12 protein-coding genes and 1 pseudogene are annotated in these 13,334 nt (G+C 69.7%); 8 read left to right on the plus strand and 5 right to left on the minus strand.

Annotated elements, in window-relative coordinates; translation table 11 throughout:
- Nucleotides 1-60 precede the first annotated feature (60 nt).
- Both JD77_RS30030 and JD77_RS30035 read right to left on the minus strand, forming a co-directional pair.
- On the minus strand, nt 61-1,413 hold the full coding sequence (locus JD77_RS30030; protein ID WP_145777848.1) for an IS110 family RNA-guided transposase: 1,353 nt from the start codon (nt 1,411-1,413) through the stop codon (nt 61-63).
- 154 nt (nt 1,414-1,567) lie between these two features.
- Entirely contained in the window at nt 1,568-1,921 is a 354-nt protein-coding gene (locus JD77_RS30035; RefSeq protein ID WP_246141127.1) for a hypothetical protein, read from the minus strand.
- Nucleotides 1,922-2,125: 204 nt separating this feature from the next.
- Here JD77_RS30035 and JD77_RS30040 point away from each other — a divergent pair, with 204 nt between their 5' ends.
- Both JD77_RS30040 and JD77_RS30045 read left to right on the plus strand, forming a co-directional pair.
- Complete coding sequence (locus tag JD77_RS30040; protein ID WP_211372745.1) at nt 2,126-3,214, plus strand: DUF418 domain-containing protein; 1,089 nt, start codon at nt 2,126-2,128, stop codon at nt 3,212-3,214.
- Between the two features lie 23 nt (nt 3,215-3,237).
- The gene (locus JD77_RS30045) at nt 3,238-3,786 is read left to right on the plus strand and encodes a hypothetical protein (RefSeq protein ID WP_145777176.1); all 549 of its coding nucleotides are present in this window, start codon (nt 3,238-3,240) and stop codon (nt 3,784-3,786) included.
- Here JD77_RS30045 and JD77_RS30050 read toward each other — a convergent pair.
- Nucleotides 3,716-4,159 carry a DUF6069 family protein gene (locus JD77_RS30050; protein WP_211372746.1) on the minus strand — a complete coding sequence of 148 codons (444 nt, stop codon included), beginning with the start codon at nt 4,157-4,159 and terminating at the stop codon, nt 3,716-3,718. The two genes, JD77_RS30045 and JD77_RS30050, sit on opposite strands and share 71 nt — an antisense overlap.
- Nucleotides 4,160-4,543: 384 nt before the next feature.
- On the opposite strand from JD77_RS30050, the gene JD77_RS30055 reads away from it, so the two are divergent.
- The 3 genes and pseudogenes from JD77_RS30055 to JD77_RS30065 all read left to right on the plus strand — a co-directional run bounded on the left by JD77_RS30055 (nt 4,544) and on the right by JD77_RS30065 (nt 7,525).
- Nucleotides 4,544-4,906, plus strand: a complete 363-nt coding sequence (locus tag JD77_RS30055; RefSeq protein WP_145777177.1) for a YciI family protein — start codon at nt 4,544-4,546, stop codon at nt 4,904-4,906.
- Between the two features lie 24 nt (nt 4,907-4,930).
- Nucleotides 4,931-6,168: pseudogene (locus JD77_RS30060) on the plus strand (RNA polymerase sigma factor).
- 754 nt (nt 6,169-6,922) lie between these two features.
- The gene (locus JD77_RS30065) at nt 6,923-7,525 is read left to right on the plus strand and encodes a dihydrofolate reductase family protein (RefSeq protein ID WP_145777851.1); all 603 of its coding nucleotides are present in this window, start codon (nt 6,923-6,925) and stop codon (nt 7,523-7,525) included.
- On the opposite strand, the gene JD77_RS30070 is transcribed toward JD77_RS30065, so the two are convergent.
- Entirely contained in the window at nt 7,498-8,097 is a 600-nt protein-coding gene (locus JD77_RS30070; RefSeq protein ID WP_246141128.1) for a hypothetical protein, read from the minus strand. The genes JD77_RS30065 and JD77_RS30070 overlap by 28 nt on opposite strands.
- 406 nt (nt 8,098-8,503) lie before the next feature.
- On the opposite strand from JD77_RS30070, the gene JD77_RS30075 reads away from it, so the two are divergent.
- From JD77_RS30075 to JD77_RS30085, 3 genes are all read left to right on the plus strand, one after another.
- Nucleotides 8,504-9,619, plus strand: coding sequence for a glycoside hydrolase family 43 protein (locus JD77_RS30075; RefSeq protein WP_145777178.1), 1,116 nt, complete (start codon nt 8,504-8,506; stop codon nt 9,617-9,619).
- A 225-nt stretch (nt 9,620-9,844) separates the two neighbouring features.
- Nucleotides 9,845-11,302: an NAD(P)/FAD-dependent oxidoreductase gene (locus JD77_RS30080; RefSeq protein ID WP_246141130.1), complete on the plus strand. Its 1,458-nt coding sequence runs from the start codon at nt 9,845-9,847 to the stop codon at nt 11,300-11,302.
- Nucleotides 11,299-12,780 (plus strand): glycosyltransferase family 39 protein, encoded by a 1,482-nt coding sequence (locus JD77_RS30085; RefSeq protein ID WP_145777180.1) that lies wholly within the window; start codon nt 11,299-11,301, stop codon nt 12,778-12,780. Before JD77_RS30080 ends, JD77_RS30085 begins: the two co-directional genes overlap by 4 nt.
- Here JD77_RS30085 and JD77_RS30090 read toward each other — a convergent pair.
- A complete protein-coding gene (locus tag JD77_RS30090; RefSeq protein WP_281292153.1) occupies nt 12,775-13,143 on the minus strand; it encodes a polyprenyl synthetase family protein in 369 nt (122 codons plus the stop codon). The genes JD77_RS30085 and JD77_RS30090 overlap by 6 nt on opposite strands.
- Nucleotides 13,144-13,334: the final 191 nt, after the last annotated feature.

Raw genomic sequence — 13,334 nt, forward strand, 5'->3', positions numbered from 1 at the left:
CGCGCGGCATCGACCCGGGACCCTGTCATCGGTCCGGGCTGTGGGCGTTGGTCCTTGAGGTCAGGCGGCGGGTTGCAGGCTGACGGTGTGGCCGAGGATTTCGAGTTGGTGGACCAGGCTTCGGATTTTGCGGTCGGTGTTGACGCGGCGGGTGTGGAAGTCCGGGCCCAGGTCACGGAACCGGATGGTGGGGTCGGCCAGCAGGTGCCAGACGATGACCAGGATGGATCTGGCGACGGCGACCAGGGCTTTGAGTTTTCCTCGGCGTTTGACCAGGCGCCGGTACCGCTCACCGAGGAACGTGTCGGTTTTCGCGGCCGCGGCGGCGGCCTCCCCGAGGATTCCTTTGAGATACGGGTTGCCCTTGCCGGTCTTCCCGCCGCGCTGTCTGGCCCCGGACTGGATCGTGCGCGGGGACAGTTTTGCCCAGGACACCAGGTGCCCCGCGGTGGGGAACTGGGCCATGTCCAGGCCGAGTTCGGCGATGATGACCTGGGCGGTGTGCTTGGCGATGCCGGGTACCTCGTCCAGCCGCGCGATCACCGGCAGGGTGGTGGTGGGCTGCTGCTCGGATCCGCCACCGCCGGTGTCGGTGGGTGCCTGGTCGCTTGCTGCGGCGGTGGGCATCGCCGCGATCAGTTCATCGATGGTGGTGGTCAGCCGCTGGATCTGGGTGTCGAGCCTGTCGACCTGGTCGAGCAGGATCCGGGCCAGGTCGGCGTGGTGGGCGTCGAAGCGGCCGTCCAAGGCCTGGACCAGAGCTGCGTGTTTGACCCGCATCCGGCCCCGGGCCAGCGCGGCCAACTGCTTCGGGTCGTTGTTCCCGGCGATCAACGCCTCGATCATGTCCCGGCCCGGCTTGCCGAAGATGTCGGTGGCCACCGTCGACAGTTTGATCAGCGCGTCCTCCAGGAGTTTTTCCATGCGCTGCTTGTTGCGGGTCCGGTCGCGGGTCAGGTCCAGCCGCAGCCGGGTGTAGTCCCGCAGCCGACGGATGTCCGCCGGGGGCACGAACGAGGGGCGCAGCATGCCCCGCTCGTTGAGCTTCGCCAGCCACACCGCGTCCAGCTTGTCCGTTTCCGGCCGGCCGGAGACCTGCTTGACGTCGCTGGCGTTGACCAGCCACACGCACAGCCCGGCGGCCTCCAACAGGTAGAAGAACGGCCGCCAATAATCCGACGTCGACTCCAGGACGACCCGCTCGATGCACTGCTCGACCAGGTGCGCGGCCAACTCGCAGATCGCGTTGGTAGTGGCCGCCACATCCCACACCAGGGTGACCCGGCTGCCGGCCTTCGACTCATGCGGCACGCGGGTGCACACCTTCCCGGATGCCTTGGCCACATCGATCGCGGCGACCCGTTCCAGTCGCTGCTCATGCTCCTCGTCCTCGATCTGCTCGGGGACTCCCATCACCGGCACACGCGCTCCTTCACTGAACTTGCCGATAGGGTGGGTGGGCTGCCCGGGGGCCTCGGTAGGGGAGCCGAAATTCTGTTCGGCGTGCTCGAAGCAACAGTGTGTGACCCTTCTGGTCAAAGCCCCGGCGCCAGACTGAGACACGGCCTCAACGACCAAGGATGCGTCGGCGTCGACGGGCAACCCGGCCCCATTTTTCACGCCATCGTGGCGTCCCCAGGGGGTCAGGGTGACTGAGATGGTTGCGCAAGATCCGCCCCCGTAGGCTGGTCGCCCGTCCGAGGTACAGCAGCCGTAACGACGGGACGTTCTCATTCGGCAGCCCTGGGAGGTCGGGAAAGACCGAGGGAGCAGCCCACCAGGCGTAGACACCGCTGCCACGGCTGAGCCGCTTGACAGCGACGTTGAGCTCGACAGGCACGCCGGAGAGTAGCCACAGGGCGTCGTCGACGCGGGCTTCGTCGGTCGGGACGTCGTCGGGTCGTCGTTCGGAAATGGTCATCAAGCCCCATCGTAGGTCCCAGGTGGATCGTGGCCGGGACCGGAAGGCCGGATGCCCCCGAAACGGCACCTGTACCAGCCCGGCGGGACGCTGCCTAACGCGCCTCGCGGCAGATCCGCGCAGCCGAGTTGCGACATTCCGATCTTGTGCGGCGGCGGGTGGGAATGGCCGAATGTACGACGGCTCTGGCGCCGGCGTGAACTTGTGGCTGAGGGGCCGGGACGGTCGCTCGGCCAGGCTTTGGGAATGTCATGGAACGGTTTGAGAGACGTCGGCACAATTGACGGCGGCCGGCCCCGGCCCGCCGCGCCTCAGGCGCGGAAGCGCGTCGTCGCGCTCGATGTGCTTCGGGGCTTCGCCCTGTGCGGGATCCTGCTGGCGAACGTGAAGCCGATCGCCCACCGCGGCGGCGAACTCGGCACCGAGCAGGTACCGGAGACGACTGCGGCGTGGGTGCTGCATCTGCTGGTCGACCAGCGATTCTTTCCGATCTTCTCGTTGCTGTTCGGCGTCGGCTTCTCGCTGTTGCTGGAGTCGGCGCAGGCGCGGGCCCGGCAACCGCGAGTGGTGCTGCTGCGCCGGCTGCTGGCACTGCTGGCCGTGGGCCTTGTCCACTTCCTGGTGCTGTGGAAGGGCGACATCCTCGCCGTGTATGCGACGCTCGGCCTGCTGGTCCTGCTGCCCTCCACATGGCTGCCGCGGCGCGTGGTGGCGATCGCCGCCGGGGTGCTCATCGTGCTGTCGGTGGGTCTGCTCGGCGGCTGGTACTCGGTGGTTCCCGGTCTGTTCCTGCTCGGTTCGGCACTGGCCCGGTACGGCGTGCTCAAAAGGATCGACTCGGGCCCACGTACCACTGCGGTGTTGGGGTTGATCTTTGCCCTTGCCGCCGTGCCCACGACGGTGATCCAGTTGCGCGCCGGCTCGCCCGCCGCTGCGTTCAGGATCGCCTATCCGGCGGCCGGTTTGCTGACCGCCGGTGCCTACGTGTGCGGGATGTTGCTGCTGCTCAGGACACGGCTGGCCGGGCCGTTGACCGCCGTATTCCGGCCGCTGGGACGAATGGCGCTGACGAACTATCTGACCGCGACGATGCTGGTGCTGGCGATCTCCGGCGTGGTCGGCGACTCGGACCGCTGGCCGGTCGGCGGGGTGGTCGCGGTCGCCGCGGCGGTCCTCCTGGTGCAGTGGATGTGGTCGGTAGTCTGGCTGCGCCGGTGCCACCAGGGGCCGGTCGAGTGGCTGTGGCGTTGGGTGACGTGGTGGCAGCGGCCGCCGCTGCGGCGCCCGCGATGATTGGGCGCTGCTCCGGACCGAGCATGAGAGGCATCATGATTCTCGCCGGAAGGCGTACCGGCCTGCGTCGGGCCGGCGTGCCGAGCGTGCTGGCCGAGGCCGCGTTCGGAGTGCTGCTCGCCGCCGGTCTCGCCCTTGAGGTGGCGGTGGTGCTGAACCGCCGCCCGGCCTGGCCGGTGGGCGCGGCGCTGGTGCTGATCACGGCAGCGGTGTGCGGGGCGGCGCTGCTGCGACGACGGTTCCCCGCTCGGGCGGCGGCCGCGGCGATCGTCTTGTGCGCGGCCGCCGAGCTGATCGACTGGCAGCCCGACCAGCAGGGCCAACCCGCCCCGGTCGCCTTCCTGGCGCTACTGGTGGTGGTCGCCTCCGCAGTGCGGCTCGTGCCCGGTGCGGCCGGTGCCGTCGCGGTCGCCGCGTCGTGCGGGTCTCCTTCGTCACGCCCCCGGCGGGTGGGACTGAAGCGTCGACCCGGCGAAGGGCGGTGGCACGGTTCGAGCCGGGTCATCGTGTGCGCGCGAGCCGCCCCGCCAGGGCCGGAACCACGATCGCCGCGGCGATGGTGTGCAGCGTGATCAGGGTTGCTGCGGAGCCGGCGTCGAACCCGAAGGTGAGGTCCGGGACGAAGGACAGCGCGGTCAGCGCGATCGCCGTGCGCACGAAGGTGCGCCGCGGCCGGCGTACCTTGCGCGCCATGACGGCGGCGATGCCGACGCCGACGAGCGAGAAGACCAGCGTCAGCTGTGCGAACCCGGCGATCGGAATGCTCGCGCCGGTGCTGTCGGCGAACGAGATCCCGGCGGCCGACGCGACCGCCGCGAGGACGGTCGTGGCGACCGAGGCGACGACGGCCGCGGCGACGCCGTGCTTCCAGACCGGCTGTCGCTCGACGGTCAGGTTCGACGCGCCGGGGGTCTTGCTGGTGGGGACCTGGACGTTGGTGGACATGTCGGGCTCCGTTTCCTCGGCGGGCCGCCCGGTGCGACCCGCTCATACCCTCTCCACGAACGGGCGGGTCCGGATCCGACAGCTCGCGAAGAAAAAGTTCTACGGGTGGGTGCGTGTGCGTGGTGACGCAGCGTCGGGACGGGTCGGGTGCGGGTTCCGGCCCTGACTGATGCTGGCGCGGCCAGTCCCCGTCGGGCACGCCCTGCACAAAGACGCGGCTGAGGACCCGAACGTCCTGTGCTGTGCGCGGGCGTCGACCGCGCGGTTCGCCGTGAAGAAGCCGGTCGCAAGATTTTCTGTGGCAGGTTGTCGTATCGGCGGGATGCCGTTCGTGGTGGGGTGGAAGGCGGTCATCGGGACCGCCCGGAACTGAGGAGAAGTGGGATGACGCACTACCTGCTGGCCGTGCACGGCCCGGCCGAGATGGACGAGTTCGGCAACTACGGCTCAAAGGGAGAGATGGAGGAGGCGTTCGCCGCGACCGGTGCCTTCAATGACAAGCTGCGCGCTGAGGGCTACTGGGTCTTCGCGGGTGGTCTTGCGCCGGCCTCGACGGCGACCGTCGTCGACGGCCGGGCTGAGACGCCGGTTGTGACCGACGGCCCCTACCTTGAGACCAAGGAGGTCCTCGGGGGTTTCTGGGTCATCGACGCGCCCGACCTTGACGTGGCGCTCAAGCTCGCGGCCGAGGGGTCAAAGGCGTGCCGGGGCAAGGTCGAGGTCCGTCCGTTCGACGGTCTCGCCTGAGCAGGTTCAACCGGCGACTGATCGATGAACGACGCAACGGCGGCCGTCGAGCGGGTCTTCCGCGAGGAATACGGCCGCCTGATCGCTTCGCTTGTCCGCCGATTCGGTGACATCGATATCGCAGAGGAGGCGGCAGGCGAGGCGCTCGTGGCCGCGCTGGAGAGGTGGCCGGAGTCCGGCGTACCTCCCAACCCTGGCGGCTGGCTCACCACCGTCGCGGGCAACCGCGCGATCGACCGGATCCGCCGGGAGAACCAGCGGGACGCCAAGCATCAGGCGGCCTTCATGTCCCACGACGACACGCCCCACGAGCCCACCGGACCGGTAGAGGACGACCGACTGCGGCTGCTCTTCACCTGCTGCCACCCGTCGCTCGCACCGGAGGCGCGGATCGCGTTGACCCTCCGGCTCCTGGGTGGGCTGACCGTGCCGGAGATCGCGCAGGCGTTTCTCGTGCCCGAGACCACAATGGCGCAGCGGATCACCCGGGCGAAGAAGAAGATCGCGTCGGCGAAAGTGCCGTACCGGGTGCCCGAGACCGCCGACCTCCCCGAACGGCTCGGCGGAATACTGGCGGTGCTGTTCCTCGTCTTCAACGAGGGCTACCTCTCCTCGTCTTCAACGAGGGCTACCTCGCCACCGGCGATGGCGACCCGGTTCGAGCCGAGCTCACCGGCGAGGCAATCCGGCTGACGCGGATCCTCCGTCAGCTGCTTCCCGAGGAGCCGGAGGTGGCCGGTCTCCTCGGCCTGCTGGTGCTCACCGACGCCCGGCGTGAGGCACGCGTGCGGAATGGGCAACTGGTCCCGCTCGATGAACAGGACCGCGCCGGCTGGAACCGCGCGCTGATCGACGAGGGCCACAACCTGGTCCGCGAGTGCCTCACGATCAACCGACCCGGCCGCTACCAGATACTCGCCGCGATCAACGCCGTTCACACCGACGCCCCCACGGCGTCGGACACGGACTGGTCACAGGTCATCGCGCTATACGACCAGCTGACCCGGCTCGACCCGTCGCCGATCGTCGCACTAAACCGCGCGGTCGCGGTCGCCGAGCTGGACGGCCCGGAACTCGCCCTCGCTCTGGTCGACCGGCTGCCGCTCACGGGCTACCACGCCTGGCACGCCACCCGCGCCGACCTGCTCCGCAGACTTGGCCGCAGCGCCGCGGCGAAGCAGGCGTACGACGCCGCGATCGCCGCCACCCAGAACTCCGCCGAACGCGCCTACCTGAGCAGAAAGCGCGGCCATTTGGTGTGACTGGTCCCACCATTCGGCACGGGGCCGACAACGGCAGGCGCTGTCAAGCTGGTGACACTGCCCGGCGTCGGAGGCCGCACGAATCGTCTCCACGGGGTCTCTCGAGCCCCCCACCTGCCTGACCGCTCATCGGCACGAGCGTGCACGTCTGCACGGTTTGGCACGCCCGCTGATCACCACGGAGTGTGGCGACTTTGAGTCGGCCGCCGCGCGAGACCTGCGGCATGACACCACACCTGATGTCGGTGCCACAGCACGGATGATTGGTCGGCTGGGTCGGTTGGTCGGGTCACTCGCCCGCTGTTCGAACCGCCGGGTGATGACGCCGTCGCGCGGGTGTTGGAGTCGGACAGCGGCGTCACGGTGCCGATCGACATGCGGACCTGTACGCGGTGCACGGCGGTTCTACGCGCTGTTGCTGCCGTACGGGCGATGGTGACCTGCTGGCGCTCCTTGGGCCGGGTCCGTGGCGGAATTGCAGGGCGGGCCGCCGCAGCTCTCCGATGGCGCCACGTACTGCGACTGACCGGCGATCCGGTCGTGGCAACCGGTGGCGCAGGACGACGACAGCTCGGTCGTGCCGGACTTCCATCCTTGGCCACGGGGAACGGCCGGCCAGGGCTTGTTTCCCCTCGTTCCTCGCTCACTGCGGTGCGTCGGTAGCGTCGGCGCGAAAGACTGGGCGTGGAGAACTGCGAGACCATTCTTCGGCTGACACATGCCCGGCGTTTGATGAGTCAAGGAGCGAGTGAAGATGGCCAGAGTTGTCGTGCAGGCTGTGGTTTCGGTGGACGGCTTCATCGCCTATCCCGATGACACGGTCGGGCCACTGTTCGACTGGTACGGCAACGGGGATGTCACGGTCCAAGCCAACGAACAGTGGGCGTTCCACGTCAGCCGCGCCTCCGCCGATTACGTGAAGCCCTTCTGGGACGCCGTCAAGGTCACCGTGATCGGCCGCCACCTGTTCGACACCACCGACGGCTGGGCGGGCGTACCCGCCGCCGGGGACGAACTCGTCGTCGTTACCCACCGGCCGCTGCCCGACGAATGGCTCGCCAGGTTCCCCGACGCGCCTTTCCACACAGCCGACTCGGTCGAGGCCGGCATCGCACTCGCCAAGGAAATCGCCGGTGACGGTCTGATCTGCGTGACCGCAGGCGACGTCGGCGGACAGGCGTTCTCGGCGGGCCTCGTCGACGAGGTAGCGATGGACGTCGTCCCGGTGGTCATGGGCGAAGGGGTACGGTTCTTCGGCAGCCACACCGGCACCGTCCTGCTCGACGACCCGGACATGATGGTCCAGGGCGACCGCGTGCTGCACCTGCACTACACCGTCCGCCGCCGCTCGGCATAGTGGAAGGCGGCGAGCGTCAGGCACAGGAACAGCGACTCGGTCAGCGCCGCCTGGAACAGGAACGCGGCCGGCAGCAACACGAGATACCGGACGAATCGGCGGGCCGCGACGTCGTCGCCGAGCAGCCGCTCCCCGAGCCGATGAGCGTAGTAGAGCATCAGCAGAAGTGCGACGTTGGCCACTACCAGCAGCGCCATTGCGGTGTGCCCGCCCAGCAGTGGCGCCAGTGCCCGGCCCAGGAACGGGTAAAGCAGCGGGAAGCCGAACTCCTGCCACGGCCGGTCCAGCGGCAGCCGGGACAGATGATCGTAGAGGAACGAATCCCAGGCGAACCAGAACGATAGCCAGCGGTGCGGGGAGATCGCCTGCTGTTGGTGGCGCATGACCCACTCGTCGGCAGGCGGTGTCCAGGACATCCGGTCGAAGGCAATCAGCGCGAGCATTCCGGCCAGCGTGAGCACGGCCTTTGCACCGAGGAACACGGTGACGGCGAAGCGCCAGGAAGCAGGAACCCGGTCGACTCCGAGCGTGCCTCGACGCCCGGCCCAGCCGCCCCGCCGTCTGTTCCCCACAGCCTCTCCCGATCGCGCTGAACGAGCCGGGCGTCCCGGCCAGGACGGGCACGTCCCCCTTTGGTCGCCTTTGATACCTGAGCGAGCACGGAGACGGCCGGCGGACCGGGCGGCACCCGCGGTGAAAGCGCCTGCCGGCGCGGCGACGTGAGTGGCAGCCGGCGATGAGATCGGGCTGTTGCTGATCTTCCCCGTGGGTCGAACTGGCGCGTCTTCTGGGCCGCCGCAAGGAGTTGGGGCTGGGCGATCTCGGCGTGGGTCCAGCCGAGGCGCCGCACGGCTCGAGGGAAGAGGTGTTCGGCCGGCCGGGTTGCCCCTAGGGTCTTGTGCCCTTCGGAAACCCGGATTGGACAAAGCTCTCTTGGTCGACGTTACGGCTCGTCGTAGCCGATACCGCCGCATCGCGATGATCGTGGCGCTCGTCGTCGTCATCGCGGCGATGGTTGGCGGCGTGCTTCGGTCGTATGCCCCCGCGGTGGGATCCGTCGACCCGCGGAGCTTCGTCAACCCCGTCTACGCCGGGGACAGCCCGGATCCGCAGGCCATTCGGGTCGGCGCGACCTGGTACCTGGTGCACACCAACAGCGGCGGGCAAAACGTGCCGGTGCTGACCTCGCCGGATCTGGTGGCGTGGACGCCGGCCGGCGACGCGCTGCCAACCCTGCCGGGTTGGGCCAACCCCGGACGGACCTGGGCGCCGGAGATCATCGGCAGCACGTCGGGGGGCTACCTGCTGTTCTACAGCGCCGCCGACCACGGGTCAGGGAAGCAGTGCGTCGGCCGGGCGGCCGCCGACTCACCCGCCGGACCGTACCGGGACGACTCCACCAGTCCCCTGGTCTGCTCGCCGGATCAGGGCGGCGCAATCGACCCCAGTCCGTTCCGGGACAGCGATGGCAGCCTTTGGCTGGTCTGGAAGAACGACGGCAACGCCATCGGCGTGGATACCTGGCTGTGGTCGCAACGCCTCTCCGGCGACGGGTTGCAGCTGGTCGGCGAGCCGACGCGGCTGTTGAAGCAGACCAGCGCGTGGGAGGAAGCAGTGGTCGAGGCCCCGTTCTTCTGGCGCCACGACGGCCGTCTGTTCCTCTTCTACTCGGGCAACGGCTACGCCTCCAAGGCGTACGCCGAGGGGTACGCGACCTGCGACACGCCCGCCGGCGCCTGCGAGAAGGCGCCGGAGAACCCGATCCTGCGCAGCGACTCCGCAGCGTCCGGCCCCGGGCACGCCGGCATGGTCGAGTACGACGGACGCACCTGGCTGCTGTATCACGCCTGGCAACCGGGTGCCGTCGGAGCGAACTCGCCCGGCCGGCAGCTCTGGCTCGACGAGGTCACCTGGGAGGGGGATCGGCCCCACGTCCACGGTCCGACCGGCGCGCCCCAGCCGCGCCCGCTACCACGCGTGGACGCGGGTATAGCCGCCCCGACGGCGGGAACGAACGCCGCGCTGCCAGGGCCGGCAACGGCCCCGGGGGCCACCGGGCGGCGCCGCGTCGGAGGACGCCACCCCACCAGGTGACCGGAAGACCCTGCCCGCTTCATCCCGTTACCCCGGCTTGACGGACAGGGTGTGTCCGACGCGACCCTGCCAACTCGGCGGCTCGCTGCGGTTCGGTGCGCCCCAATCGGGGAAGGCACCGCCGTCGGTGACCAACAGCCTGGAGGCAGTGGGATGACGCACGGCTCGGGCCCCACCCCCGCGACGCGCCCGGGTAGATCAGACGGGGGCGACGCGGGGCGGACCGTGGTGATCGGCGCCGGGCCGGCCGGGCTGACCGCCGCGCTGATGCTGTCGCGCGCAGGGCAGCGGCCGCTGGTGCTGGAGGCCGACGGCGAGGTCGGCGGGATCAGTCGCACGGTGGAACGCGATGGTTGGCGCTTCGACCTGGGCGGACACCGGTTCTTCACCAAGATCGACGAGGTTCGCGACCTGTGGCACGAGATCCTGCCGGCGGAGGACTTCCTGAATCGCCCCCGGATGAGCCGCATCCTGTACCAGGGCCGGCTTTACGACTACCCGCTCAAGCCGACGAACGCGCTGCGCAACCTCGGCCCGCTGGAGGCCGCCCGCTGCGTCGGCTCGTACGTCTGGGCGCGGGTTCGGCCGCCTGAGGATCAGAGCCATTTCGAGGGCTGGGTCACGGCGCGCTTCGGCCGCCGGCTCTACGGCATCTTCTTCAAGACGTACACGGAGAAGGTCTGGGGAGTTCCCGGTACCGAGATTCAGGCGGACTGGGCCGCGCAACGGATCAAGAACCTGTCGCTGGGCAACGCGGTCCGCGAGGCACTGCGCCCCAGCAGACCCCAGCGCGACCAGGAGCAGATCACCACACTGATCAACGAGTTCAAGTACCCGCGCCTGGGCCCGGGGATGATGTGGCAGCGGGCCCGGGAACTGGTGGAGGCCGGCGGGGGCGAGGTGCGGCTGCATCGCCCGGTGACCCGCGTGCACCGCGACGGCGGCCGGGTCACCGGGGTAACCGTCGCCGGAGACGGGCAGTCCGAGCGGATCGACTGCGACTGGTTGATCTCCTCGATGCCATTGACCCAACTGGTGCTGGCGATGGACCCGCCAGAGGAGGTCGCGCGCGCCGCCCGGGCCTTGACCTACCGGGACTTCCTGACCGTCGCCCTGGCGCTGCCGGTTCGCGACGTCTTCCCCGACAACTGGATCTACGTGCACACCCCGGGCGTCCGGGTCGGTCGGGTACAGAACTTCGGCTCCTGGTCGCCGCACCTGGTCAAGGACGGCTACACCTGCCTGGGCCTGGAGTACTTCGTGAACGAGGGCGACGACCTGTGGAACATGCCAGACGACGAACTGATCGCGCTGGCCACCAGGGAGCTGACCGAACTGGGCCTGGTCCACGGTGAGGTGGAGGCGGGCTACGTGGTACGGGTCCCCAAGGCGTACCCGGTCTACGACGCCGGATACGCCGAACACGTCGACGTGTTGCGGGACTGGTTGGCGCAGGTGGCGCCGAACCTCTTTCCGGTGGGACGCAACGGGATGCACAAGTACAACAACCAGGACCACTCGATGCTGACCGCGATGCGGGCGGTGGAGAACATCGGCGGCGCCGCGCACGACCTCTGGTCGGTCAACGTGGAAGAGGACTACCACGAGGGCAAGTCGGAGCTGGGCAGCGGCGGTGGCCGGGCCGCCCCGACCAGACCAAGGGCGGATCAGGGCCACCGATGAGCGCCGCGGGCCAGGGTGCGCCCGCGGTCGGGCCGCCCGGGTTCTCAGGCAGGAAAGCGCTGGCCGCGCTCGTCGCGCTGGTCCTCGCCGCCGGTGTTGTGCTGCGCTTCTGCGCCACCTCGCCGCTGTGGTTGGACGAGGCGCAGAGCGTGGCGATCGCCCGCCTGCCGCTGCCCGAGTTGTTCGCCGCGCTGCGCGGCGACGGCGCTCCGCCGCTGTACTACCTGCTCCTGCACGGCTGGATGGGGATGGTGGGCACCGGGGACTGGGCGGTGCGCAGCCTGTCCGGGTTGTTCGCCACCGCTGCCCTGCCGCTCTGGTACGTCGCGGCCCGACGCTCGAACGCGGGTCTCGTCACACTCGTTCTCGCGGCCGGCAACCCGTGGCTGGTGCGCTACGCGACCGAGGCCCGCCCGTACACCCTGGTGATCCTGCTCGTGCTGCTCGGCGTGCTCGCTCTGGAGGGGGTCCGTCGGCGCCCCGGTCCGGTGCGGGCGCTCGGCCTGGCTATCGTCGCCGGCCTGCTGCTGCTCACCCACTACTGGGCGCTCTTCCTGTACGCCGTGGTCGGGGTCGGCCTGCTGGTGTCGCTGCTGCGAGAGCGCTCCCGCGCAGCTTGGTGGAGCCTCGTCGGACTGGCCGCCGGGGCCGTGCCGTTCCTTCCCTGGCTCCCGACATTCCTGTACCAGAACCGGCACACCGGTACGCCCTGGACGGGACGCAGCGGAATCCAGGTCCTGCTCTCCGTCGTGACCGAGTGGTCGGCCGCCAGCGTGCCACCCGCCACCGCGCTGGCACTGGTCACCTGGCCGCTCATGACGTACGGGGCAGTCGCGGACGGCCGCCGGGCCCGCCTGATCGGCGGCACCGGCGCCGCCACCCTCCTTCTCGCCGTCGCCGTCGCCTGGCTCACCGGATCGGCGGTGGTCACCCGGTACGCCGCAGTCGTGTTACCCCTGGCCGTGCTGGTGCTCGGTGTCGGCGCGGCACTGCTACCGAGACTCTGGACGGCCCTGGTGGTCGCCGGTCTGACGATCTCCTGGCTGGCGGTGGACGCCGTGCTGGTGACTCGCCCCCGCACCGACGCCGCTGTCCTCGCCGATCTTCTCAACCGGCAGGTCACCGACGCCGACACGGTGGTCTTCTGCCCGGACCAGCTCGGGCCCGACGTCATCCGGCGGCTGCGCCATCGGCCGCGACTGCTCAGCTTTCCCGAGCAGAAGTGGCCGGGCCGACTGGACTGGACCGACTACCGGCAGCGGATCGAGGCTCAGGACCCGGCCGGACTGGCCCGGCAGGTGGCAGCCGGGCGCGACAGCGGAGCAGTCTGGCTGATTCCCCGCTACGGCTTCCGCCCCTTCGGGGACCGCTGCCAGCAACTCGGTACCGCATTGGCCAAGGCACTCGGGCCGCCACAGCAGCAACAGATGCAGAGCCACGGCGGATCGGAGACGGTGTGGCGCTGGGCGCCGCTATAGGCCAAGTCCCGGCCAGCGCTGCCCGCCAGCGGTCAGTGCTCGAACGACGGGCACGCTGCGTTTGCGGGCGCGCAGATCAGAGCCGACGGGCTTGCCGGTGCGGCGCGGGTCGCCCCAGATGGCGAGCAGATCGTCGATTAGCTGGAAGGCCATGCCGAGATGGTGGCCGAACCGGGACAGCCCGTCGACCAGCTCCGGGGGGCCGCCGCCCAGCAGCGCGCCCAGTGCACACGAGCCGGCCAGCAGCGTGGCTGTCTTGTTACCGGCCATCGTCAAGCACTCATCGAGACTGCGCCACGGATAACATAGCTGGAGCCAACGGCAACGGCCGTTCCGTCCGGCTTGCCAAGAATGGGGGGGCACGGCCAGGGCATCGAGCTACTCGCGGGCGCGTCGATGCCCGTCAATCAGCCGTAACACAGCGCGAGGCAGGACATGTGCGCCGACCGCCAGCAAGCGCACGTCATCGTCGAGCAAAGTCTGCCGGCCGACGTCCGAGCCCTACACGTCCGGCACCTGAGGCACGGCGGCGCGCTGCCCGGTTCGGCACGTTC

It is taken from the genome of Micromonospora olivasterospora (assembly GCF_007830265.1).
Lineage (GTDB): Bacteria > Actinomycetota > Actinomycetes > Mycobacteriales > Micromonosporaceae > Micromonospora > Micromonospora olivasterospora.